Source organism: Streptomyces sp. NPDC090083 (genome assembly GCF_044747445.1).
Classification (GTDB): domain Bacteria; phylum Actinomycetota; class Actinomycetes; order Streptomycetales; family Streptomycetaceae; genus Streptomyces.
Window position 1 is genome coordinate 144,927 of the sequence record NZ_JBIVED010000015.1, and the last position, 26,276, is coordinate 171,202.

Sequence of the window (26,276 nt, forward strand, 5' to 3'; positions counted from 1 at the left end):
TCAGGGCTTCTTGAGGACGGCCGCACGTCGTACGACCGCCTCCAGCGCCCGGAACCAGGTGCGGGCCAGGTCCCGCACCTGTTCCTCGGTGAGGAGTTCGGTGGCGTACGCCCAGTGGGCGCTCAGCTCCGGCCCCTCCGGGCGGTCCTCGGTGATGGCGTTGAGGGTCAGGGCGTGGGACATCGGCTGGCCGGGGTCGGCGTCGAGGTCGGCCGCGTCGTCCTCGGGGGCGTAGGACCAGTCGGCTGCCGCCGGGCGGTCGAAGCGGCCCATGTAGTTGAACTCGATCTGCGGCTCGCCGAGTTGGGCGAGAAGCGGGCCGGTCCCGGGGTTGAGGTGGCGCAGCAGGCCGTGGCCGATACCGGCGGCGGGCAGTGCGGCCAGATGCTCGCGGACCCGGTCCAGGGCCGCGTCCAGGGCCGGTCCGTCCGTGACGGCGTCCGCCAGTTCGGCGGCACCCGGGTCGAGCCGTACGGGTACGACGCTGGTGAACCAGCCGACCGTACGGGACAGGTCGGCGTCGCCCGCGAGCTGCTCCTCGCGGCCGTGGCCCTCCACGTCCACCAGCACGGGACCGCCGGACCGTTCGGCGCCCAGCACGCGGGTCCGCCAGTCGCCGACGGCCAGCGCGAACGCGGTGAGCAGGACGTCGTTGACCGTGGCTCCGAACGCGGCCGGGGCCCGGCTCAGCAGGGGGCCGGTGAGGTCGGCGGGCAGGGACACGGAGACGTAGCCGGTGGTGGCGACCGTGTCCCGGGCCGGGTCGAGCGGGCGGGAGAGCGGGAGTTCGGCGCCCTCGGCGAGGGCGGAGGTCCACCACCCCAGTTCGTCCTCGGTGGCGGGGTCGGTGGCGCGGGTCCCGAGCAGCCGGGACCAGCGGCCGAACGACAGCTCCACCGGGGCAAGTTCGGGCGTACGGCCGCCCCTGACCGACGCCCAGGCGGTGGCCAGGTCGGGCAGCAGGACGCGCCAGGAGACGCCGTCGATCACCAAGTGGTGGACCAGGACGAGGAGTCGGCCGGGCTGTCCGGGTCCGGCGTCGAACCAGACCGCCCGGACCATCGCCCCGGCATCCGGGTCGAGCCCGGCGCGGGCCGTCCCGGCGTGGCGGGAGATGGCGGCGCGCAGTTCGTCCTCGTCCGCCCCGCGCACGTCGGCTCGGGTGAGCCAGCCGCTGACGTCGGTGTCGCGTGCGGCCGGCACCCGCAGCGCCCACTCCGGTGCGCGCAGGAGTCGAGCCCGCAGCATGTCGTGCCGGGCGGCGAGTGCCGTGAGCACGGTCAGCAGACCGGACTCGGTGAGGTCGGCCGGGGTCCGGACCAGGGCCGCCTGGTGGTAGGCGGCGATGGGTCCGCCGCGCTCCAGCAGGCCGCGCATGATCGGGGTGAGCGGGAGCGTGCCGGTGCCGTCGTCGTGGACGGCGTGCCGTTCGCCGGTGCCGAGCGGGACCGCGACGGCCGCGAGGGCGGCGACGGTCCGGTGCTGGAAGACCTGCCGGGGCGTGACCCGCAGGCCGGCGGCGCGGGCCCGGGCGACCAGTTGCATGGCGACGATGCTGTCGCCGCCGAAGGTGAAGAAGTCGTCGTCCGCGCCGATCGCCTCGGCGGGCAGTCCGAGGGCGTCCGCGAACAGGTAGCGCAGGGTGTGCTCGGTGTCGCCGGAAGGGGCCCGGCCGCCGCCCTGGGCGGTGAAGTCCGGGGCGGGCAGGGCGGATCGGTCGAGCTTGCCGTTGGACAGCAGCGGCAGCCGGTCGAGGACGACCACGGCGGCCGGGACCATGTAGTCGGGCAGGACGGAGGCGGCGTGGGCGCGCAGTGTCGCGCCGTCCGTCCCGTCGGCGACCGCGTAGGCGATCAGCTGCCGTACGCCCGGCCGGTGTTCGCGGGCCACGACCACGGTCTGTCCGACCGCCGGGTGGGTGTCCAACGCGGCCTCGATCTCGGCGAGTTCGATGCGGTAGCCGCGGATCTTGACCTGGTCGTCGGTGCGGCCGGCGAACTCCAGCAGGCCGTCCTCGGTCCAGCGGGCCATGTCGCCGGTGCGGTACATCCGGGCGCCGGGTGCGCCGAACGGGTCGGCGACGAAGCGTTCGGCGGTGAGTTCGGGCCGGCCGAGGTAGCCGCGGGCCAGGCCGGGACCCGACAGGTACAACTCGCCTGTGACGCCCGGCGGTACGGGGCGCAGGGCGGTGTCGAGGACGTAGGCGCGGGACTCGTGGACGGGACGTCCGACGACCGGGGTGGCGCTGTCCCGGACCCGGCCGACGAGGGCGTCGACGGTGGCCTCGGTGGGGCCGTAGAGGTTGAACGCCTCGGTGTCGGACAGTGCGGCCAGCCGGGTCCACAGGGACTCGGGGACGGCCTCCCCGCCGAAGCCGACCACGGAGAGCGGGCAGTCGCCCTCCTCGCCGATCAGTCCGCTGTCCGCCATCTGCGTGAGCAGCGACGGGGTGACCTCGATGAAGTCGATGCCCCGGTCGCGGATGAACGCGGCGAGGAGTTCGGGGTCGCGCCGGGTCTCGTCGTCGGCGATGTGCAGCGCGTGCCCGTCCAGGAGCCACAACTGCGGCTGCCAGGACGCGTCGAAGGAGAACGACCAGGCGTGCCCGACGCGCAGCCGGCGAAGTCCCGTGCGCTGCCTGGCGACTTGGTGCAGGTCGTGCCGGTGGCTGTGGAAGAGGTTGGCGATGCCTCGCTGGGTGACGACGACGCCCTTGGGGCGGCCGGTGGAGCCGGAGGTGTAGATGACGTAGGCGGGGTGGTCGGGGCCGGGGGCGACGGGTTCGGCCTCCGGCAGTCCGTCGGCCGGGGCGTCCAGGCGCAGCACGGGGACGGTGGTCGGAGGCAGCGTGGCGGCCGTCTCGTCCGTGGCCAGGATCAGCACCGGGCGGGCGTCGTCGAGCATGCCGGTGAGGCGGGAGTCCGGGAGGTCGGGGTCCAGCGGCAGATAGGCGGCGCCCGCCTTCATCACGGCGAGGATCGCGGCGATGTGGTCGGCGGTGCGGGGCAGCGCGAGCGCCACGATCCGCTCGGGTCCCGCGCCGTGTCCGGCCAGGACGCGCGCCAGCCGGTCGGTGCGGGCGTCGAGTTCGGCGAAGGTCCAGGTCGTACGGCCGTCGGTGACGGCGACCGCGCCGGGGTCCGCGGCGACCTGGGCGACGAACAACTCCGGTACGGTGCCGAGGCGTTCGGCCGTGGGCGCGGGCAGCGCGGTGTCGTTCCAGGTCTCCAGGACGGTGTGCCGCTCGGCGGGGGCGAGCAGGTCGAGGCGGCCGACGGGTCGGTCCGGCTCGGCGGCCATGCCGGTGAGCAGGGCGGTGAGGGAGTCCGTGATCCGCCGTACGACGGCGGGCCGGAACAGGTCGGGCCTGAACTCGGCGGTGAGGCGCAGGCGTTCGGCGGGCTCGACGGCCCAGGCGAACGGGTAGTGGGTGGAGTCCTCGTGGTCGCGGACGGTGACGCGCGGGCCGTCGCCGGCCTCGTCGTCGTCGGCCACCGGGTAGGACTCGAACACCACGAGGGTGTCGAAGAGTTCGCCGAGTCCGGTGGTCCGCTGGATGTCCGCGAGGCCGAGGTGCTGGTGGTCGATGAGCCGGGACTGCTCGTCCTGGAGCCGGGTGAGGAGGGCGGCGGCGCTCTCCTGCGGGCGGACCCGCACCCGGACGGGGACGGTGTTGATGAACAGGCCGATCATCGCCTCGGCGCCGGGCAGTTCGGGCGAGCGTCCGGCGACGGTGGCGCCGAACACCACGTCGTCGCGGCCGGTGAGCCGGCCCAGCAGTACGCCCCACGCGGCCTGGACGAGGGTGTTGACGGTGACGCCCTGGCGACGCGCGAACGCCTCCAGCTCCGCCGTGCGGTCCGGGTCCAGCTCGACGGTGTGCGTGGCCGGTACGACGGCCGCGCGGTCCGGGTCGACGGGCGCGAGCCGGGTCGGTTCGGCCAGTCCGCCGAGGGCCTCCGCCCACGCGGCGGTGGACACGGCCGGGTCCTGCGCGGCCAGCAGGCGCAGATGCGCGCGGTAGGGGGCGGGTGCGGCCGGGGTGCGGCCCTCGTAGCGCGCCCAGAGTTCGGCGGTGAGCAGCGGCAGCGACCAGCCGTCCAGCAGGAGATGCTGGTGCGAGAGGACGAGCCGGTGCCGGTCGGGACCGGTCCTGGCCAGCAACAGCCTGAGCAGCGGCGGCCGTTCGGCATCGAAGCGGCGCCGTTCCTGGACGAGCAGCCGCTCCCATTCCGCTTCCTCGGGGCCGTCCGTGAGGTCGAGCTGCCGCCACGGCAGGACGGCCGTGCGCGGTACGACGGCGACGGGCCGTCCGGAGGACAGGTGCCGGAACCCGCTGCGCAGGTTCTCGTGGGCGTCGAGCACGGACTGTGCGGCAGTGCGCAACCGGTCGGCGTCCAGGGGGCCTTCGAGGTCGTAGGAGACCTGGACGGTGTAGACGTCCGGGCCGTCGTCGCCGGAGTCGAGGGCGGCGTGGAAGAGCAGGCCGGCCTGGAGCGGGGAGACGGGCAGGACCTCGGTTCCGGCGGGCAGGGCGGCCAGTTCGGCGCGCTCGTCGTCGGTGAGGTCGAGCAGGACGACGTCGTCGTCGGGGTCGCCGGTGGTGACCGTGGTCGCGGTCACCGTGGCGAGCCCCGCCGCGGACTTGTGGCGGAACACGTCACGCGGGCTGAAGGCGAGTCCGGCCGCGCGGGCCCGGGCGACCAGTTGCATGGCGACGATGCTGTCGCCGCCGAGCGAGAAGAAGTCGTCCTCGACGCCGACGCGTTCGAGACCGAGCACGTCCGCGACGAGGGCGCAGAGGGTCTCCTCCAGCGGGGTCCGCGGGCGGGTGTCGGTGACCTCGGCGGCGAAGTCGGGGGCGGGCAGGGCGCGGCGGTCGAGCTTGCCGTTGGGGGTGAGCGGAAGGGCGTCGAGGATCACGACGGCGGCCGGGACCATGTGGTCGGGCAGCAATCCGGCCGTGTGGGCGCGGAGTCGGGCCGGGTCCGCGGTGCCGTCCGGCACGACGTACGCGACGAGCCGTTCGTCCCGCAGGACGACGGTGGCGTGCGCGACGCTCTCGTGGGCGGCCAGCACGCTCTCGATCTCGCCGAGTTCGATGCGGAAGCCGCGCAGCTTGACCTGGTCGTCGGCGCGGCCGAGGTACTCGAGTGCGCCGTCCCGGGTCCAGCGGGCCAGGTCGCCGGTGCGGTACATGCGGGCGCCGGGCCCGGTGGCGTACGGGTCGGCGACGAAGCGTTCGGCGGTCAGCCCGGGGCGGCCGAGGTAGCCGCGCGCCAACTGGGCGCCCGCCAGATACAGTTCGCCGGCCACCCCGGGCGGCACGGGCCGCAGTCCGGCGTCGAGGACGTAGGTGCGGGTGTTCCACACCGGGCGGCCGATCGGCACGATGGCCGGGTCGGCGGGGACCTCGTGGGCGGTGACGTCGACGGAGGCCTCGGTGGGGCCGTAGAGGTTGTGCAGGCGGCTGCCCGGGAGGATCCGGTGGAAGCGGGCGGCCAGCGGGGCGGGCAACGCCTCGCCGCTGCACATGACGTTGAGCAGTCCGGTGCAGCGGGCAGCGGCGGGCTCGTCGAGGAAGGCGCGCAGCATCGACGGCACGAAGTGGGCCGTGGTGATGTGCTGACGGTTGATCAGTTCGGCGAGGTAGACGGGGTCCTGGTGGCCCTCGGGGCGGGCGACGACGAGCGTGGCGCCGGTGATCAGCGGCCAGAAGAACTCCCACACCGACACGTCGAACCCGGCCGGCGTCTTCTGCAGTACCCGGTCGTCGGCGTCGAGGCGGTAGGTGTCCTGCATCCACGACAGGCGGTTGGCGATGCCCTGGTGGGGGACGATGACGCCCTTGGGGCGGCCGGTCGAACCGGAGGTGTAGATGACGTAGGCGGGGTGGCGGGGGTCGTGGGTGGTGGGCAGGGGTGCGTGCGCCGGGTGGTCGGGGGTGCCGTCCGCGTCGACCGTGAGGGTGGGCACGTCCGTCTCAGGGAGAGCGACGCCCTCGGTGGTGATCAGGCAGACCGGGCGGGCGTCGGCGAGGGTGTGGGCGAGTCGCTGGGCCGGGTAGCCGGTGTCGAGGGGCAGATAGGCGGCACCCGCGCGGTGGACGGCGAGGAGCGCCGTCACGAGGGCGAGGGAGCGCGGCAGGGCGACGGCGACGACCGCCTCCGGCCGTGCTCCGCGCGCGGCGAGCGTGTGGGCCAGCCGCTCGACGCGCAGGTCGAGTTCGGCGTAGGTGAGGGTGGTGTCCTCGAAGACGAGCGCCGTGGCCTCGGGGGTGCGGGCGACCTGGGCGCGGAACAGCTCGGGCAGGGTGAGGTCGGGGATCGTGCGGGCGGTGTCGTTCCAGTCGGTGAGGACGAGGGCGCGTTCGTCGTCGCGCAGGACGTCGAGGGCGCAGATGCCGCGGTCGGGGTCCGTGGCGATCTGGCCGAGCAGCGACTCCAGCCGCCGGGCGAGGAGTTCGGCGGTCGACTCGTCGAAGAGGTCGGCGCTGTACTCGATCCAGCACCGGATGCCGTCCTCGCCCTGCTCGACGAAGTCGAAGCTGAGGTCGAACTTGGCTCCCTGCTGGCCGAGTTCCTCACGGCGGGCGGTGAGCCCTGGCAGGGCGGGGGTGGCGCCCTCGTCGTCGAGGTGGACGACCATCACCTGGAACAGCGGGTGCCGGGCCAGTGAGCGGGCCGGGTTGACCGCCTCGACCAGGCGCTCGAAGGGCAGGTCCTGGTGCTCATAGGCGGCGAGGTCGGTGTCCCGGACGCGGGCGAGCAGGTCGGCGAACGTGGGATCGCCGGTCAGATCGGTGCGCAGGACCAGGGTGTTGACGAAGAAGCCAACCAGGTCTTCGAGGTGTTCGTCGCCCCGTCCGGAGATGGGTGCGCCGAGCGGTATGTCGTCCCCGGCACCGAGCCGGTGCAGCAGTGCGGCGACGGCGGCCTGGGTGACCATGAACATACTGACGCCGTGCCGGCGGGCCAGCGCCCGCAGCTGCTCGGCCGTTTGCGCGTCGAGGGTCAGGCCGACCGCGCCGCCCCGGTGACTGCTCTCCAGCGGCCGGGGCCGGTCGGTGGGCAGCGCGAGTTCGTCCGGCAGGCCCGCCAAGGCATCCTGCCAGTAGGCGAGTTGCCGGGACTGACGGCTGTCGGGGGCGTCGGGGTCGCCGAGCGCCTCGCGGTGCCAGAGGGCGTAGTCGGCGTACTGCACCGGCAGCGGGGCCCATGCGGGGGCCTCGCCGGCGCGGCGGGCCGCGTAGGCGGTGGCCAGGTCCCGCCACAGCGGGCCGTCGGACCACTGGTCGCCCGCGATGTGGTGCAGGACCAGCAGCAGTACGTGCTCGTCCGCGCCGACTTCGAACACATGGGCGCGCAGCGGGAGTTCGCGGTCGATGTCGAAGCCGCGCGCGGCGGCCCCGGCGAGCCGGTCGGGCAGTTCGGTCTCCGTGACGCGGCTGTGGTGGAGCGGGACGGAGGCCTCGTCCAGCACGACCTGGCGCGGACGGCCGTCCTGCTCGGGGTAGACCGTGCGCAGGCTCTCGTGCCGCAGGGCGAGGTCGTCGAGCGCGGCGGACAGGGCGTCCCGGTCGAGCGCGCCGGTCAGCCGCCACGCGGCCGGGATGTTGTACGTCGGACCCGGGCCCTCGATGCGGTGCAGCAGCCAGAGGCGCTGCTGGGCGTAGGAGAGCGGGAGTTCGTCGGGCCGGTCGGCCGGGACGAGGGCGGGCAGTCCGCCGATCCGGTCGTCGAGGCGGGCCGCGAGCAGTGCGGGGGTGGAGGCCTCGAAGACGGTCCGGACGGTGAGGTCGGCGCCGAGCGCCGTGCGGACGCGGCTCACCAGGCGCATGGCGAGCAGGGAGTGACCGCCGAGGGTGAAGAAGTCGTCGTCGGCGCCGACCTGTTCGAGACCGAGGACGTCGCCGAAGAGCCCGGCGAGGATCTGCTCGCGGGGGCTGCGCGGGGCGGTGCCGGTGAGGGGCGTGAAGTCGGGGGCGGGCAGGGCGGCGCGGTCGAGCTTGCCGTTGGGGGTCAGGGGCAGCGCGTCGAGGGTGACGAGGACGGCGGGGACCATGTGGGCGGGGAGTGCGGCGGCGGTGTGCGCGCGGACCGCCTCCGCGTCCACCGCTCCGGTGTCGCCGGCCGGGACCAGGTAGGCGACGAGGCGCTGTTCCCGGACCACGACGACGGCGTGCGCGACGGACGGGTGCGTGGTCAACGCGGCCTGGATCTCGCCGGGTTCGACGCGGAAGCCGCGCACCTTCACCTGGTCGTCGGTGCGGCCCAGGTACTCGACGGTCCCGTCGGCGTTCCAGCGGGCCAGGTCGCCCGTGCGGTACATGCGGGTGCCGGGCTCGCCGTACGGGTCGGCGACGAACCGCTCGGCGGTCAGTCCGGGGCGGTCGAGATAGCCGCGGGCGAGCTGGATGCCCGCGAGGTACAACTCGCCCGGGACGCCGGGCGGTACGGGCCGCAGTCCGGCGTCGAGGACATAGGTGCGGGTGTTCCACACCGGACGGCCGATCGGGACGCCGGTCGCGTCCGGGGCGATCCGGACGGCCGTGACGTCGACCGAGGCCTCGGTGGGGCCGTAGAGGTTGTGGAGTCCGGTGGTGGCCAGGATGTCGTGGAAGCGGTGGGTGAGGGCGAGGGGCAGGGCCTCGCCGCTGCACATCACGCGCCGCAGGCCGGTGCAGTCGGCCGCGGCGGGTTCCTCCAGGAAGAGCTGGAGCATGGAGGGCACGAAGTGGACGGTGGTGACGTCCTGTTCGCGGATGAGTGCGGCCAGGTAGGCCGGGTCGCGGTGGCCTTCGGGCCTGGCCACGACCAGGGTCGCGCCGGTGATCAGCGGCCAGAAGAACTCCCACACCGACACGTCGAAGCTGGACGGCGTCTTCTGGAGCACGCGGTCGTCGGCGGTCAGTCCGTACTCGTCCTGCATCCAGAGCAGCCGGTTGACGATGCCCTCGTGCGGGACGACGACCCCCTTCGGGCGGCCGGTCGAGCCGGAGGTGTAGATGACGTACGCCGGGCTCGACGGGTCGTAGGACGCGGGGAGTCGGCCCTCGGGGCCGGTCGGCAGGGTGTCGCGGATGGTGTGGACCGGGCGGGCGTCCTCGACCATGAGGGCGAGGCGGTCCTCCGGGTAGTCGGGGTCGAGCGGGAGGTAGGCCGCTCCGGCGCGGTGGACGGCGAGCAGGGCGACGACGAGGTCGAGTGAGCGCGGGAGGGCTACGGCGACGGTCCGCTCCGGGCCCGCGCCGAGTCCTGCCAACACCCGTGCCGTGTGCTCGACCCGGGTGTCCAGTTCGGCGTAGGTCAGCTCCTGCCCTTCGAAGACCAGGGCCTTCGCGTCCGGTGTCCGGGCCGCCTGGGCGCGGAAGAGTTCCGGGAGGGTGGTGGCCGGGACGGGGTGCCCGGTGGCGTTCCACTCGCCCAGGACGAGGGCGCGTTCGGTGTCCGCGAGGAGGTCGAAGTCCCTTACCGGGCGGTCGGGTTCGGCTGCCGCGTGGTCCAGCAGGCGGGACGCGCGGGCGGCGATCCGCTCGGCGGTCGGCGCGTCGAAGAGGTCGGTCGCGTACTCCAGGAGCAGGACGATCCGGTCGCTGCCCGTCTCGTCGACGAAGGTGAAGTGCAGGTCGAACTTGGCCATGCCGGTGTCCATGTCGAACCACTCGGTCGTGAGGCCGAGCACGTCCGGGTCGCCGTCGGGGCGGTGGTGGTAGCCGAGCATCACCTGGAAGAGAGGGTTGCGGCCGGCCACGCGGGGCGGGTTGAGGGCCTCGACGACCCGGTCGAAGGGCAGATCCTGGTACTCGAAGGCGGCGAGGGACGACTCCCGTACGCGGCCCAGGAGTTCGCGGAAGGTCAGCTCGTCGCCGGACACATCGGTGCGCAGGACCAGCGTGTTGACGAAGAAGCCCACCAGGTCGGCGAGGGCCTCGTCGGTGCGGCCCGCGATGGGGGCGCCGAGCGGGATGTCCTCGCCCGCGCCGAGCCGGTTCAGCAGGGCCGCGGTGGCTGCCTGGAACAGCATGAACATGCTGGTGCCGGTGGCACCGGAGAGGTCGCGCAGGGCATGGCCGGTGGCGGTGGGGAGTTCCAGGCGGACCTTGCCGCCGCGTCCGGTCGGCGCGGTGGGGCGGGGCCGGTCGGCGGGCAGGGCGAGTTCGTCGGGCAGTCCGCGCAACGCCTCGGTCCAGTGCGCGAGTTGGGCGTCGCCGGTGCGGGCGAGGAGGTCGTCCTGCCAGAGGGTGTAGTCGGCGTACTGCACCGGCAGCGGAGCCCACTCGGGCGCCCGCCCCTCGATGCGGGCCGCGTAGGCGGTGTCGAGGTCGGTGAGGAAGGGGCGGTCGGACCACTCGTCGGTGGTGATGTGGTGCAGGACGACGGCGACGACGTGCTCGTCCGGGCCGAGCCTGAACACCTCGCAGCGCAGCGGGAGTTCGGTGGTGAGGTCGAAGGGGCGGCGCTGTGCCGACTCGATCAGCGCGGGCAGTTCGGGCTCGGCGCAGTCGAGGACCGTGCAGGCCACGGCCGCTTCCTCGGCCGGGACGATCCGCTGGTACGGCTCGCCCTCGTGTGTCGGGAACACGGTCCGCAGGGACTCGTGGCGGCCCGCGACGTCACGCAGGGCGGCGGTCAGGGCCTCGGTGTCGAGGGCGCCGCGCAGCCGGAAGACCAGCGGGAAGTTGTAGGCGACACCGCTGCCGGTGATCTCCTCGACGAGCAGCAGCCGTCGCTGGGCGGCCGACAGCGGGATGCGGGCGGGCCGTTCGGCGACCGGGGCGACCGCCGGGCGGGCCGGGCTCGCCTGGTCGGCGCGGCCCGCGAGCAGCGCCGGGGTGGGGGCCTCGAAGAGGTCGCGGATGGCGAGTTCGGCGCCCAGTTCCGTGCGGGCGCGGCTGACCAGTCGGGTGGCGAGGAGCGAATGGCCGCCCAGGTCGAAGAAGTTGTCCTCGGCGCCGACTTCGGGGAGTCCCAGCACCTCGGCGAACAGGCGGCAGAGCACTTCCTCCTGCGGTGTGCGCGGGCCGCGTCCGCCGCCGAGGGCGACGGCGGGTTCGGCATCGGGCAGGGCGCGGACGTCGAGCTTGCCGTTGGCGTTCATGGGCAGGCCGTCGACGGTGACGAAGGCGGACGGGACCATGTAGTCGGGCAGTTCCCGGCCCAGGTCGTCGCGCAGCCGCCGTACCAGCGCGCTCGCCCCGCGGGCGGCGGTGGGGTCGTTGGCGTAGGGGTGGGTGCCGCCGCCGGGCTTGAACAGGCCGCCGGTCAGGCGGAGTTCGGCCGACTTCAGGAAGACGGCGTCGTATGTGCCGTGCCGCTCGGACCAGGTGGTCAGCACCTGGTATCCGGCCGCCGTGCCCAGATCGTGCAGGTGCTCGGGGTCGACCCCCGTGTCCGTCGTACGGCCGTCGGGGATGCCGGTGAAGCGCAGCGCCTCGGGCCGTTCACCGCGCGGGCGTCCGGCGGTGGCCCCGGTCGCGGACCAGCTGCCGCGCAGGAGGTCGCCGATGGCCTCGGCCGACGTCCAGTCGCCGCGCAGGAGTTCGCCGATGGTGTTGCCGGTGGCCCAGTCGACGGACGGGGCGTTGTCGAGGCGGACATCCGGTTCGTCGGCGTAGAGGACGACGTCGTAGCGGTGGCGGGACAGTTCGTTGTGGTGGTGGGCGCGCTTGGTGCGCAGGTCGACGCCGTAGCCGAGGGTGGTGAAGTAGTCGGGGTCCACGAGGAGTTCCTTCTCCAGACGCAGACCGCGTTCCACCGCGCGTGCCAGGTCCGCTTCGGCGGTGCCCCGGGTGCGCTGGATCTCGGTGTGGAAGGTGCCGGCGAGCCGCAGGTTGCGGACGTCGCCGACGAAGAGGGCGCCGCCGGGCGCGAGCAGGCCCATCAGACCGTGCAGGACGGTGCCGAGGTGGTCGATGCTCGGGAAGTACTGGATGACGGAGTTGATGACGATGGTGTCGAAGTAGGCGACGGGCAGGCCGCTCAGGTCCTCGGCCGGGCGGCAGCGCAGTTCGACCTTGGCGGCGAGCGCGGGGTCGCGCCGGACCTCCTCGCCGATCTTGCGGATGACGGGGGCGGCGAAGTCGGTGGCCCAGTAGGCCTCCGCGTCGGGGGCGAGGCGGGACAGCAACAGGCCCGATCCGACGCCGACTTCGAGGATGCGGCGGGGCTTGAGGGCGCCGATGCGGGCGAGGGTGGCCTCGCGCCACTCGTGCATCTCCTCGAAGGGGATGGGCGCTCCGTCGTAGGAGCTGTCCCAGCCGTCGTACTGCTCGGTGAAGACGGCGGTGCCGATCTCCTCGTACTCGTCGGAGTAGATCTCCTGCCACTCCCCCACCTGCGCGGCCTCGGCGGCGGTGCGTTCGGTGGAGTCGGCGCCGGAGGGGACGACGTAGCCGACGAGGCGTTCGTCGCGGACGACGACGGCGGCCTGGGCGACCGCCGGGTGGCGGCTGAGGGCGGTCTCGATCTCGCCGGGTTCGATGCGGTAGCCGCGGATCTTGACCTGGTCGTCGGTGCGGCCGAGGAAGTCGAGGTTGCCGTCGGCGTTGCGGCGCACCAGGTCACCGGTGCGGTACATGCGTTCGCCGTGCTCGCCGAACGGGTCGGCGACGAAGCGCTCGGCGGTCAGCCCGGGGCGGTCCAGGTAGCCGCGGGCCAGGCCGATTCCGGCGATGTACAGCTCGCCGGGGACCCCGTCGGGCACGGGGCGCAGCCAGGCGTCGAGGATGTGGGCGCGGGTGCCGCGGATGGGCTTGCCGACGGTCGGGGTGTCGCTGTCGAGCGTGCCGCCGCCGAGGGTGTTGATGGTGTACTCGGTCGGCCCGTACAGGTTGTAGCCGTACGTTCCCTCGGTGTCGCGCAGTGCCGTCCACACCGTCTCGGGGACGGCCTCGCCGCCGAGCAGCACGAGCGGCGGGACGTGGCCCTCCAACAGGCCCTGCTCGATGAGGAGTCGGGCATAGGTGGGGGTGACGTTGACGACGTCGACGCGGTGGCGCTCGCAGTAGGCGACCAGCGCCTCGGCGTCACGCCTCAACTCCTCGTCGCAGACGTGTACTTCGTGGCCCTCGACGAGCCACAGCAGCTCTTCCCACGACATGTCGAAGGCGAAGGAAACGGTGTGCGCGATGCGCAGGCGCCGCCCGCCCGCGGAGGCGATGGCGGGTTCGAAGATCTCCTTCTGGTGGTTCAACTGCATGTTCGTCAGGCCCCGGTAGGGGGTGACGACACCCTTGGGACGGCCGGTGGAGCCGGAGGTGTAGATGACGTACGCGGGGTGTTCGAGGCTGAAGTGGAGCCGGACCGGAGCGTCCGGCTGGGCCGCCAGCTCTTCCCTGGTCTCGGGGGTGTCGAGCAGGACGCGGGCCATCTCGCCGTCCAGCGTGGCCGATACGGCCGTGGTGCTGAGCAGCAGGAGCGGGCGGGCGTCGGCCAGCATCAGGGAGAGGCGGTCGGCCGGGTGGTCCAACTCCAGCGGGAGGTAGGCCGATCCCGTGCGCAGGACCGCGAAGAGCGCGACCACCATGTCCAGGGAGCGCGGCAGACCGAGGGCGACGACCTGCTCGGGGCCCGCGCCCCGGTCCAGCAGCAGACGGGCCAACCGGTCCACGGCGGAGTCGAGTTCGGCGTACGTCATGCTGCGCTCGCCGAAGACGAGGGCGCGTTCGTCCGGGGTGCGTTCCGCCTGCGCGGCCAGCAGGTCGGCGATGGTGTCCTCGGGGTCGGGGACGCGGCTGGCCGCCGACTCCTCCCGCAGCGCGGCGTGTTCGGCGGGCAGGAGGGGGTCGAGGGAGCCGACCGGGGCCGTCAGGTCGGCGGTGAGGCGGTCGACGAGGAGGGCGAAGCGGTCGAGGAGGGCCTGCGCTTGGCCGGTGGGGACGAGGTCGGGGCGGTGGGTGAGGGTGACGGCGATCTCGCGGCCCGGGGTGATGACGAGGTTGGCCGGGTAGTGGGTGGCGTCGACGTTGGCGACGGCCGTGGCGCCGTGCCGGGACTTCAGGTCCGCCAGCCGCTCCTCGGTGTCGTTGTTGCGCAGCACGAACAGCGTGTCGAAGAGCTTCCGGTGGCCGGTCTCGGCCTGGAGCACGCCGAGGCTCAGGTGCTCGTAGGGCATGAGGTCGAGGCGTTCGCCCTGGATGCGGCGGAGCAGGTCGAGGACCGGCTCGGCGGGGTCGAGGGCGATGCGGGTCGGGACGGTGTTGAGGAACAGGCCGATGATGGCGCCGACGTCCGGGACCTCGCTCGGCCGGCCGGCGACGGTCGTGCCGAACACGACGTCGGCGCGGCCGGTCGCCGACGCGAGAGTGAGTCCCCAGGCCGCGTTGAGCAGGGTGTTGAGGGTCAGTCCGTGGGCCGGTGCCAACGCGCGCAGCCGGTCGCTCAGTTCGGCGGTCAGGCGTACGTCGAGCTGGTCGGGGATGACCGGTTCGAGGCCGTCGGTCGCGGTCGGCGCCAGCAGGGTGGGCTCGTCCAGACCGGCCAGCGCGGTGCGCCAGGCGGCCGTCGCGACCGAGTCGTCCTGCTCCTCCAGCCAGGTGAGGTAGTCGCGGTAACTGCCGGGCTCGGGCAGCGCGTCGGCGTCGCCGCCCGACTCGTAGAGCGCGAACAGTTCGTCGAGGAACAGCCACGCCGACCAGCCGTCCCAGAGGATCAGGTGGCGGCCGACGACGAGGCGGTCCCCGCGTTCCGCACCGAGCCGGAGCAGCAGCAGCCGGAAGAGCGGGGGTGCGGAGAGGTCGAAGCGGCGGTTGCGTTCGGCGTCCGTCAACTCCCGCAGGAGTGCGTCCTGTTCGGACGCGGGGAGCAGGGAGAGGTCGACCTCTTCGAGGGGGATCTCCGGGTCCTCGACGATGAACTGCACCGGCTGGTCGAGGCCGTCGCTGGTGAAGCCCGCGCGCAGCCCGGGGTTGCGGTCGAGCAGGGTGCGGACGGCGGCGCGCAGCCGCGCGGTGTCGAGGCGGGTCGCGAAGTCGAAGGTCTCGTGGACGGTGTAGACGTCCAACGCGGCCTCGTCGTAGGCCGAGTGGAAGAACAGGCCCTCCTGGAGGGGGGCCAGCGGCCAGACGTCGGCGACCTCGGCCGGGGCCGCGACGGCGCGGACGCGGGCGTGCTCGGCCTCGGTGAGGGTGAACGCCTCGACGTGGTGGACCGGGGCCGCCGTCGCGATGCCGGCCGCCGTCGCGAGGGCGGCCGGGGTGCGGTGCGTGAACACGTCGCGCGGGCTCAGCTCCAGGCCCGCCGCCCGGGCCCGGCTCGCGACACCGATCGAGCTGATGCTGTCGCCGCCGAGCCGGAAGAAGTCGTCGTCGGGGCCTGCGTCCGCGATGCCGAGCACGGCCGCGAAGATCTCGGTGAGCTGCCGCTCCAACGGGCCCGCGGGCAGACGGCGTTCGGCCCGTTCGGCCGTGGGCGCGGGCAGCGCGGCCTGGTCCAGCTTGCCGCTCGGGGTGAGCGGGAGGTCGTCGAGGACGACGTACGCCTCCGGGACCAGGGGTGCGGGCAGTGCGTCCGCGAGGGCGGCACGCAGCGCGGCGGGGTCGGCGGTGGCGCCGGACGCCGGTACCGCGTAGGCGACGAGCCGCTGGTCGCGGATGACGACGGCGCCCCGGGCCACGGCCGGGAGGCGGGTCAACTCGGCCTCGATCTCGCCGAGTTCGACTCGGTTGCCGCGGAGCTTGACCTGTCGGTCGGTGCGGCCGAGGTAGTCGATCGCACCGTCGGGGCGGCGGCGCACCAGGTCGCCGGTGCGGTACATGCGGGCGCCGGGTTCGGTGGCGTACGGGTCGGCGACGAAGCGGTCGGCGGTCAGCGCGGGGCGCCGGTGGTAGCCGCGGGCCAGTTGGACGCCGGTCAGGTACAGCTCGCCGGGGACCCCGTCCGGCACCGGGCGCAGGCAGGCGTCGAGGACACGCAGGCCGGTGTTCCACACGGGTCGGCCGATGGGCACGGTGGTGCCGGGCTCGCCGTCGTAGGCGTGGTACGTCACGTCGACGGCGGCCTCGGTGGGGCCGTAGAGGTTGTGCAGCGGGACGCCGGTCAGCTCGTGCCAGCGGTGCGCGGCCGATCCGGACAGGGCCTCGCCGCTGCTGAACACGCGGCGCAGGCTGCCCGCCCAGGCGGGGTCGGCGGTGACCTCGTCGGAGGCGAGGAAGGCCTCCAGCATCGAGGGCACGAAGTGCATCGTCGTGATGCCCTCGGACCGGATCAGCCGGGACAGGTAGGCCGGGTCGCGGTGTCCGTCGGGGGCGGCGAGGACCACGGCGGCGCCCTCGCGCAGCGCCCAGAAGAACTCCCAGACGCTCACGTCGAAGCTGGACGGGGTCTTCTGCAACACCCGGTCGTCGGCGATGAGTTCGTAGGCTCCCTGCATCCAGGCCAGCCGGTTGCCGATGGCCCGGTGGGTGACGACCACGCCCTTGGGGCGGCCGGTGGAGCCGGAGGTGTAGATCAGGTAGGCGGGGTCGTCCGGGCGTGCGGGGTCGGGGAGTTGAGCGGCGGCCGAGGCGGCGGGGGCGGCCGGGGTGTCCTCGCGCTCCGTCTCCGTCTCCGGGGAAGCGGCGTTCACCCGCACCACGGCCAGGCCCTCGACCGGCGGCAGCCGGTGCGCGTCCCGTTCCGTCGTGACGACGGTCGTCGCCCCCGAGTCGGCCAGCATGTACGCGAGCCGTTCCGCCGGGTAGTCCAGGTCGAGAGGCAGATAGGCCGCCCCCGACTTGAGGACACCCAGCAGCGCCACCATCAGCTCCGCCGAGCGGGGCACGGCGACGGCGACGAACCGCTCCCTTCCGGCACCCCCGGCCCGCAGTCGTACGGCCAACTCCGCCGCACGGCGGTCGAGTTCGGCGTAGGTGAGAGTCGTCCTCTCCTGGTTCCCCGCGCCGTCGGAGACCACGGCCGTGGCATCCGGCGTGCGCGCGGCCCGCTCCGCGAACGCGGCGGCGAGGGTGGTGGCCTCGACCGTCCGCGTCTCCCCCGCCGGGTGGGCCGCGGCCGACTCCTCCGGGGTCAGCAGGTCGAGGTCCGCCACGCGGGCGCCGGGGTCGTCGGCCAGCGCGTGGAGGATGAGGGTCAGCCGGTCGGCAAGGGACTGGACGGTGTCGGCGTCCAGGCGCCGGGCGTGGTGCTTGAGGCGCAGGTCGAGGCGGCGGCCGGGCTTGACGATGAGGGCCAGGGGGTAGTGCACGGCGTCGTGGAAGGCGTGCCCGGCGACCGCGACGGTGCCGGTGGGGTCGGTGATGCCCGGGGCGCCTTCGCCACCGGGGTAGTTCTCGAACACCACGAGCGTGTCGAAGAGTTCGCCGTCGCCCGCGTGGCCGGTGGCGCGCTGGATGTCGGCGAGGCCGAGGTGCTGGTGGTCGAGGAGCGCGCTCTGCTCCTCCTGGAGCCGGTCGAGGAGTGCGCCGAGGGTGTCGCCGGGGGCCCATCGCAGGCGGGTGGGCAGGGTGTTGATGAAGAGGCCGATCATCGACTCGATGCCGTCGACGGCGGCGTCCCGTCCGGCGACCGTGGTGCCGAACAGCACGTCCTCGCGGCCCGTCATCCGGCCGACGAGCAGACCCCACGCCCCTTGCACGAGCGTGCCGAGGGTGACGCCGCGGTCACGGGCGCGGGCGGCGAGCCGTGAGGTGACCCGCTCGGTCAACTCGACGCGGATCTGGGCGGGTTCGATCGCTCCGGGGAGTGCGGGGGCCTCGACGAGCCGGGTGGGTTCGTCGACGCCGGCGAGCGCGGTGCGCCAGGCGTCACGGGCGGCCCCGCGGTCGGCGCCGGCGATGCGGCGGAGGTAGCCGCGGTACGGGGCGACTTCCGGAAGGGGCGTCGGATTCTCGCCGTAGAGGGCGAGGAGTTCGCGGTGCAGGACCGGCAGGGACCAGCCGTCCGCGACGATGTGATGGAAGGTCAGGACGAGCCGGCTGCGGTCCTCGCCGAGGCGGATGAGCGCGCAGCGGATCAGCGGCGGACTGGCGAGGTCGAAGCGGTGGGCGCGTTCCTCGCCGGCGACGGCCTCGGCGAGGGTGCGGCGGGCCGTGGCGTCGCTCTCGGCCGCCAGGTCGACGTCGCGCCAGGGGAGTTCGAGGCCGGTGGCGATGAGCTGGACGGGCCGTCCGTCGGGCGTCTGCCGGAAGCAGGCGCGCAGCGGGGCGTGCCGGTCGACGAGGCGCTGGGCGGCCTGGCGGAGCAGGGTGCCGTCGACGGGTCCGGACAGTTCGACGATCTGCTGGACGACGTAGGCGTCGTGTTCGGCGCCGTCGACGAGCGCGTGGAAGAAGAAGCCTTCCTGGAGCGGGCCGAGGGGCAGTACCTCCTCGACGGTGACGGGGAACTCGCCCTGTACGGCGGCGAGTTCGTCGTCGCTCAGGGTCTGCCAGGGCGTCTCCGCCACGAGGTCGGCCGTGCCTGTGCGGGCGACCGTGGCGAGTTCGGCGACCGTGCGGTGCCGGAAGACGTCGCGCGGGGTGAGTTCCAGGCCTGCGCGGCGGGCCAGGATGAGGAGTTGGACGGCGACGATGCTGTCGCCGCCGAGGGCGAAGAAGTCGTCGTCGACCCCGACCGAGGGCACCTTGAGCGCCCGCGCGTACAGGTCGCAGAGCACCTTCTCGCGGGCCGTCCCGGGTGCCCGGCCCGCGCCGACCCGGCGGGTGAGGTCGGGGACGGGCAGTGCGGCGGCGTCGAGCTTGCCGCTGGGGGTGACGGGCAGCCGGTCCAGCGGGACGAAGGCGGCCGGGACCATGTAGTCGGGCAGGTACTCGGTGGCGTGCGTCCGCAGGGTCGCCATCAGGGCGTTGACGTTGCGGAAGGGCGCGGGGCGGTTGGCGAGCGGGTGGCCGCCGCCGGGGCGGTAGCGGACGAGCGCGCGCGGGTCGCCGTCGGGGGCGAACACGGCGTCCAGGCTGCCGTCCTCCGCTCCCCCGTTCCAGGTCAGCGCGGCCCGGTGACCGTGGCGCGCGGCGATCCCGTGCAGGGTCTCGGGGTCCACGCCGTACGGTCCGGCGGCCGGCCTGCTGCTGTCGTCGAGGGCGGCGAGAGCGGCGAGGTCTTCGGCGAGACGGGAGTTGGGGATGCCGGTGATCCGCAGCGGCCCCGGGCTTCCGGCGAGCAGGTCGTCCAGCGCCTGGAGCGAACCGACCGTGGGCCAGGGCGACTCGGGGATCTCCTCGGCCGTGTCCGGCTCCGTGCGGAGGACGACGTCGTAGCGGTAGCGGGTGAGTTCGTTGTGGTGGGTGCCGCGCTTGACCCGGATGTCGGCGCTGAGGCCGTCGAGGGTGGTGAAGTAGTCGGGGTCGACGAGGAGTTCGCCCTCCCAGGCGACGGCCCGGTCCACCGCGGCGCGCAGGGCTTCCTTGTCGTCGTCCGCCGTGTCCTGCGCGCGTCCGCTCTCGACGGCCGCGCTGAGGGTGCGGAGCAGGCGCAGGTTGCGTACGTCGCCGACGAACACCGCGCCGCCCGGGGCGAGGAGAGCCGCCGCGCTCCGGAGCACGCCCGTGAGGTAGTCGCCCCCGGGGAAGTACTGGATGACGGAGTTCACGACGATCGTGTCGAAGTGGCCCTCGGGCAGGCCGGTGAGGTCGTGCGCGGGGCGGGCCAGGAGGGTGACGCGGTCGGCGAGTTCGGGGACGGCGGACACCTGGGCGCCGAGGGCGCGTACGGCTTCCTCGGAGAGGTCGGTGCCCCAGTACTCGGCGCAGTCCGGGGCGAGCCGGGACAGCAGCAGGCCCGAGCCGACGCCGATCTCCAGGATGCGCCGCGGTCGCAGCGCGCGGATGCGGTCGACGGTGGTCTCGCGCCACTCGCGCATGTCGGCGAGCGGGATGGGCAACCCGTCGTACATGCTGTTCCAGCCCGCGAAGTTCTCCTCGAAGCCGTCCGATCCGGCGGCGGAGTACAGGAGTTCGTGCAGGTCCTTCCACTCCGCCACGCCCTCGTCCGGGGTCGCCTCGGCGTCCAGGGAGGGCACGACGTAGGCGGCGAGACGGCGTTCGCCGGGGCGGTCCTCGCGGACGATCACGGCGGCCTGGTCGACGGACGGGTGGGAGCGCAGGACGGATTCGATCTCGCCGGGTTCGATGCGGAAGCCGCGGATCTTGACCTGGGTGTCCACGCGGCCGTGGAACTCAAGGCGGCCGTCGGCCTTCCAGCGCACCAGGTCGCCGGTGCGGTAGAGGCGTTCGCCGGGGGCGGCGGAGAGGTCGGCGGGGGCGGCGACGAAGCGTTCGGCGGTGAGGGCGGGGCGGCCGAGGTAGCCGCGGGCGAGGCCCGCGCCGCCGAGATAGAGCTCTCCCGTGACTCCGGCGGGGACGGGGCGCAGCCGGTCGTCGAGGACGTACGCGCGGGTGCCGGGGTCGGGGATGCCGATGGGCACGATGGTGCCGGGCGGGGTGTCCGGGTCGCACAGGCCGAGGGTGGAGTTGGTGGTGGCCTCGGTGGGGCCGTACGCGTTGAACATCATGCGGCCGCGGGCGTAGCGGCCGACCAGTTCGGGTGAGACGCGTTCCGTGCCCGCCAACAGGGTTGCCTGGGGCGGGAGTTGCACGTCCTCGGGCATGGCGGCGAGGAGTGCGGGCGGCAGGATCATGAAGGTGATGCCGTGCTCGTTCGCGTAGTCCGCGAGGGGGGCGCCGGGTACGCGGCGGTCGGCGGGGACGACGACCAGCCGGCCGCCGGAGAGCAGGCCGAGGCAGAGGTCCCAGAACGCGACGTCGAAGCTGGGCGAGGCGAACTGGAGGACCCGGCTGTGCGGGCCGATGCCGAAGCGTTCCTGCTGGGTGGCGACGAGTTTCGCGACGCCCGCGTGGGAGAGGACGGTGCCCTTGGGGCGGCCGGTGGAGCCCGAGGTGTAGATCACGTAGGCAGCGTGGGCGGTCGTCAACTCGGCCGCGGTGGACGGGCCTTGGGCCGGGTGGCCGGCCAGCTCGGCGACCGTCCCGGGGGCGTCGAGCACCAGCGGGTCGAGGTCGGGCGGGAGGTCGGGGGCGATCTCGGCGGTGGTGACGAGGCAGACCGGGCGGGCATCGGCGAGCATGTACGCGATGCGGTCGGCCGGGTAGTCGGTGTCGACCGGCAGATAGGCGGCGCCCGACTTCAGGACGGCGACCTCGGCGACGATCATGTCCGCCGAGCGCGGCACGGCGAGCGCGACGACCTGCTCGGGTCCGGCGCCCCTGGCCACCAGGGCGTGCGCCAACTTCGAGGCGCGGGCGTCGAGTTCGGCGTAGGTGAGGCGGACATCCTCGTGGATGAGGGCGATCTCGTCCGGGCGGACGGCGACCTGGTCGGCGAACATGCGCGGCCAGGTGAGCGCCGGCACGTCGTGCCCGGTGTCGTTCCAGCCGTGCAGGATGCGCCGCCGTTCGTCGGCGCCGAGGAGGTCGAGGTCGGCGACCGGGGTGTCCGGGCGGGCGACGGCGTCGGCGAGGAGGGTGCCGTAGTGGCCGAGGACCAGGTCGACGGCGGCCGGTGAGAAGAGGTCGGCGCGGTAGTCGGCGGCCACCTCTCCGTCGGTCACGGTGAGCGCCAGGTCCAGCGGGCCGGTCTCGTCCCAGGGGTCGGCGCCGAAGCCGGTGGCGCACAACAGGCCGCCGCCCCGGAAGGGTTCGGGGGCGAGCAGCCGGAGCAGGTCGGCGGTCGGGAGGTGGTGCGCCGCGGCTTCCTCGCGAACGGCCGTGACCTGGTCGCGGAGTTGGGCGAACGGGGTGTCGCCGTCGATGGTGACGCGGAGCGGGAGGCCCTGGTGGGCGACCGCCGTCTCGGTGGCCGTGGTGCCGCCGTAGCGGTGCAACAGGGCGACGAAGGCGCCGAGTCGGGTGGCCTCGTCGGCCGTCGTGGCGAGGGGGATCACCCGTCGCGCGCGGGGCACCTCGCCGTCGCCGCGTGGCGGGCGCGGGAAGTCCAGTGGCAGGGACGTCTCCGGTACCGGTGACGCGAACCGCCGTCGCCAGAAGTCGTTCGTCGCCGTTGCCCGTGCGGAAGAAAGCGTGTTGCCCGCCACAGCTGCCCGTGCCTCCCAATGCGTGTGGAACGGCTCAGCGGAGCCGCGACCGCTCGCATAGTAAGGTAAGCATTGCCTTACTTGATAGACCTCCCCCGGAACCACCGGTCCATGTCACAGCCACTGAGGTTATGCTCACCTAAGCTGCTGGCCGGGCTGCCCGACGGTCCGCCAACAGGGCTCCAGAGCACGGAAGATGACCCGGAACACGACATGGAGACCGGCACGTGGCTTCAGGCAGAAGGCTTCGCACCACAGTGCTGGTGACGGTGATCGTCGCCCTCCTCGTCCTGCTGTCCCTGCTCTCGATCGCCCTGGGCGCACTCAGCGTGCCGCTCGACCAGGTCGTGCGCTCGGTCCTCGGCCATCCGCCCAGCCGCCTCGTCGACAACGTCATCTGGTCGGTGCGCGTACCCCGCACCCTGCTCGGTCTGACGACCGGCGCCGCGCTCGGACTGTCCGGCGCACTGATGCAGGCCCTGACCCGAAATCCCCTCGCCGACCCGGGAATTCTCGGGGTGAGCGCGGGGGCGTCCTTCGCGATCGTCATGGCGGTCGGGGTGTTCGGGGTGGTCTCGCTCTACGGCTATGTGTGGTTCGCGTTCGGCGGGGCGCTGGTCGCGAGCGTCGTGGTGTTCTTCCTGGGGCGGATGGGCAGGTCCGGGGCCACGCCGGTCAAACTGGCGCTCGCCGGGGTCGCGATCACCTCGCTGCTCCAGTCCTTCACCAGCGCCGTCGTCCTCACCGACCAGGACGCGCTGGACCGTTACCGCTTCTGGTCGGCCGGCACCCTCGCCGACCAGGACTCGGGCGAACTGGTGCGCATCCTGCCGTTCCTCGTCGTGGGCGCGGTCCTGGCCCTGGCCAGCGCGCCCGCCCTCAACAGCATGGCCCTCGGCGACGACGTGGCCGCCTCCCTGGGACGGCGGTTGGGTCTCGTACGGCTCCAAGGGGTCACCGCCGTGGTGCTGTTGACCGGCGCGTCCGTCGCCGTCATCGGTCCGGTGGTCTTCCTCGGTCTGGTCGTCCCGCACATCGCGCGAGTCCTCGCGCAGTACGCCGGGATCGGCCCCGACTACCGCTGGCTGCTGCCCCTTTCGGCCGCGCTGGCGCCCCTCCTGCTGCTGTCCGCCGACATCCTGGGCCGGATGGTGGACCGCCCGACCGAGATCCAGGCCGGTGTCCTCGTCGCCTTCCTCGGCGGCCCCTTCTTCATCGTCCTGGTCCGCCGCCGGAAGCTCGCGGAGGTATGAGCGTGCCCCCATCCGTCGCTCCCCCGCGCGCAGCCCTCGCCGACCGGCCGTTCCGGCTGACCGTGCCCCCGGTGTCCGGCGTCCTGCGTCCACGCCTGCTCCTCACCGGGGTCGGGGTCGCGCTCGGCGCGTTCCTGCTCTTCTGCTGGGGGCTGACCCTCGGCGACTATCCGGTCGCCTTCACCGACGTGATCCGGGCCCTGTGGGGCTCGGGCGACGCGGGCACGGTGATCGTCGTCCAGGATCTGCGGCTGCCCCGCGCCCTGGTCGGACTGCTGGTCGGCGTCGCGTTCGGGGTCTCCGGGGCGGTGTTCCAGACGATGACCCGCAATCCGCTGGCCAGCCCCGACATGATCGGTCTCACCGAGGGCGCCGGAACCGCCGTGGTGGCGGCGGTGGTTCTCGGCTGGACCGGCGGACTCGGGCTGTCCACGCTGGGGTTGCTCGGCGCGCTCGTCACCGCGCTGCTCGTGTACCTGCTGGCGTGGAAGGGCGGGGCCACCGGCTACCGCATCATCCTCGTCGGCATCGGGGTGTCCTGGATCTGCTCCAGCGCCACCAACTTCCTTGTGGCGCGCGGCAGTCGCTTCCAGGCGGAGGCCGCGCTCGGCTGGCTGGTCGGCAACCTCAACGGCAGGACCTGGGGCCAGGTGGACTCGCTGGCCGTCGCCCTGGCCGTGCTGCTGCCGGTCACGCTGGGCCTGGGCCGCTGGATGCGCACACTGATGCTCGGCGACGACGTGGCCGCCGGGCTCGGCACACCCGTCCAACCCGTCCGGCTGGCCCTGCTGCTGGCCGGTGTGGGCCTGGTCGCGTTCGGTACGGCGGCGGCCGGTCCGGTGGCGTTCGTCGCGCTGGCGTGTCCGCAGATCGCCCAGCGGCTCGCGGGCACCTCGTCGCCGCCCCCGCTCGTCTCCGGTCTCACCGGCGCGTTCGTCGTGCTCGGCTCCGACCTGCTCGCCCGCGAGGCGATTCCGGGGACGGAACTGCCGGTCGGGATCGTCACCGGCGCCCTGGGCGCGCCGGTCCTGCTGTGGCTGCTCATCCGCGCCAACCGCGCGGGCTCTGGAGGCTGATCGCATGTCGACCACTGACCCGCGCACACCGCGGACGTTCGCATCACCGGCCGCAGGGCCCGAGTTGCGGGCACGTGATCTTCATCTCGCCTACGACGGCAGGGCCGTGGTCGAGAACCTGGACCTGACGGTGCCGACCGGCCGGATCACCGCGATCGTCGGGGCCAACGCCTGCGGGAAGTCGACCCTGTTGCGGGCCCTGGCCCGGCTCCTGGCCCCGCGCGAGGGCGTGGTGGAGCTGGACGGTGTGGCACTGCGGTCCGTCCCCACCCGTGAACTCGCCCGCAAACTGGGCATCCTGCCGCAGACGCCGGTCGCGCCCGAGGGGCTCACGGTCCTCGACCTGGTCGGCCGGGGCCGGTCACCGCACCAGACCTGGTGGCGGCAGTGGTCGGCGGCCGACGAGGACGCCGTGAGCGCGGCCTTGGAGGCGACCAACCTGACCGACCTCGCCGAGCGCCCGGTCGACGAACTCTCCGGCGGCCAGCGGCAGCGCGCGTGGATCGCCATGGCCGTCGCCCAGGGCACCCCGGTGCTGCTCCTCGACGAGCCGACGACCTATCTCGACCTCGCCCACCAGATCGACGTGCTCGACCTGATCACGGACCTCAACCGGCGTGAGGGCCGCACCGTCGTGATGGTGCTGCACGACCTCAACCAGGCCTGCCGGTACGCCGATCACGTCATCGCGATGAAGGCCGGCCGGATCGTCGCCGAGGGCGCGCCCGCCGACGTCGTCACCGAGGCGACCGTCGAGGACGTCTTCGACCTGCGCTGCCGGATCACGCCCGACCCGGTCAGCGGCACGCCGCTGGTGATCCCGCTGGGGCGGCACCACCACGACGGCAACTCCCCTGCGGAGAAGGCCGTCTCGACCCGCTGAGGCCCCCGCGGGTGCGGGCGGGGGCCCGGTCGTTCAGCGGCGGGACGTCAGGGCCGGGACCTCAAGTACCCGCCCATGGTGCGGAAGTAGTCGCCGGCCGCGTACTCGGTGCCGTCGTCCGTGCGCACCCGGCGCACCAACAGCCCGTGACCGCGCCCGGTATGGGCCTCCGGGCCCGCCACGATGACCACGCCGTCGCCCTCGCGGATGAAGATCCGGCCCGGGGTGCCGCCGTAGCGTCCCTCCGAGACGGCCGCCGAGACGATCCTGAGCCGTTCTCCGCGGTGGAAGGCGTACGCGTTCGGGTACGGGTCCGACTGGGCCCGTACGAGGCGCTCCAGGCGTTCCGCCGGCCAGCTCCAGTCGATGCGGCTGTCCTCGGCCGACCGCTTGTGGAAGAAGCTGGCGCGGCTGCGGTCCTGCGGCACCCACTGGCCCGCGTCGCGGCCGGAGGCGATCAGGTCGAGGGACTCGCGCACGATGGGCGCGATGAGGTCGACGGTGCGGTGGAACAGGTCGGTCGCCGTGTCGGTGGGTCCGACCGGCACCGAGCGCTGAATCAGGACGTCCCCGGCGTCGAGTTCGCCGTTCATGCGGTGCGCGGTGACGCCGACGCGCGCCTCGCCGTTGATGAGCGCCCAGATGATCGGCGAGAAGCCCGCGTAGGACGGCAGCAGCGAGTCGTGGACGTTGAGGGTGCCGTGCGGCGGGAGGTCGAACAGCTCCGGCGGCAGCCAGGTCCGCCAGTTGTTGGCGACGATGATGTCCGGCCGCGCTTCCCGGACGGCGTCGAGGAGTTCGGCGTCGTCGGGGCGGTTGCGCAGCAGGACGGGGACGTCGTTCTTCGCCGCGAGTTCGGCGACGCTGTCGTCCCAGATCTTCTCGTAGGCATGCTCACTTTTCGGGTGGGTGACCACGAGGACGACCTCGTGGTCGGAGTCCAGCAGCGCCTGCAGCGTGCGGTGACCCCAGGTCTGATAGCCGAGCATGACGACCCGCATGACGGTCCTTCCCTTCAACGACTCATTGCAAGGTAAGCCTTACCTTATCTAGCATTGGGCTGCCTGAGGGAGGCGA

The 26,276-nt window shown here is 73.4% G+C and carries 5 protein-coding genes; 3 read left to right on the forward strand and 2 right to left on the reverse strand.

Features of this window, described 5'->3' with window-relative positions; genetic code table 11:
- Positions 1-21,987 (reverse strand): non-ribosomal peptide synthase/polyketide synthase, encoded by a 21,987-nt coding sequence (locus ACIPTO_RS37970; protein ID WP_401199671.1) that lies wholly within the window; start codon positions 21,985-21,987, stop codon positions 1-3.
- A gap of 257 nt (positions 21,988-22,244) precedes the next feature.
- Between ACIPTO_RS37970 and ACIPTO_RS37975 the strand changes: the two genes are divergently transcribed.
- From ACIPTO_RS37975 to ACIPTO_RS37985, 3 genes are read left to right on the forward strand one after another with little or no spacing between them, the layout of a single operon-like run.
- Complete coding sequence (locus tag ACIPTO_RS37975; protein WP_401199783.1) at positions 22,245-23,240, forward strand: FecCD family ABC transporter permease; 996 nt, start codon at positions 22,245-22,247, stop codon at positions 23,238-23,240.
- A complete protein-coding gene (locus ACIPTO_RS37980; protein WP_401199673.1) occupies positions 23,237-24,316 on the forward strand; it encodes a FecCD family ABC transporter permease in 1,080 nt (359 codons plus the stop codon). Before ACIPTO_RS37975 ends, ACIPTO_RS37980 begins: the two co-directional genes overlap by 4 nt.
- A 4-nt stretch (positions 24,317-24,320) precedes the next feature.
- A complete protein-coding gene (locus tag ACIPTO_RS37985) occupies positions 24,321-25,199 on the forward strand; it encodes an ABC transporter ATP-binding protein (protein WP_366321996.1) in 879 nt (292 codons plus the stop codon).
- Positions 25,200-25,246: 47 nt separating this feature from the next.
- On the opposite strand, the gene ACIPTO_RS37990 is transcribed toward ACIPTO_RS37985, so the two are convergent.
- Complete coding sequence (locus tag ACIPTO_RS37990; RefSeq protein ID WP_401199676.1) at positions 25,247-26,200, reverse strand: methionyl-tRNA formyltransferase; 954 nt, start codon at positions 26,198-26,200, stop codon at positions 25,247-25,249.
- Between the last annotated feature and the right edge of the window lie 76 nt (positions 26,201-26,276).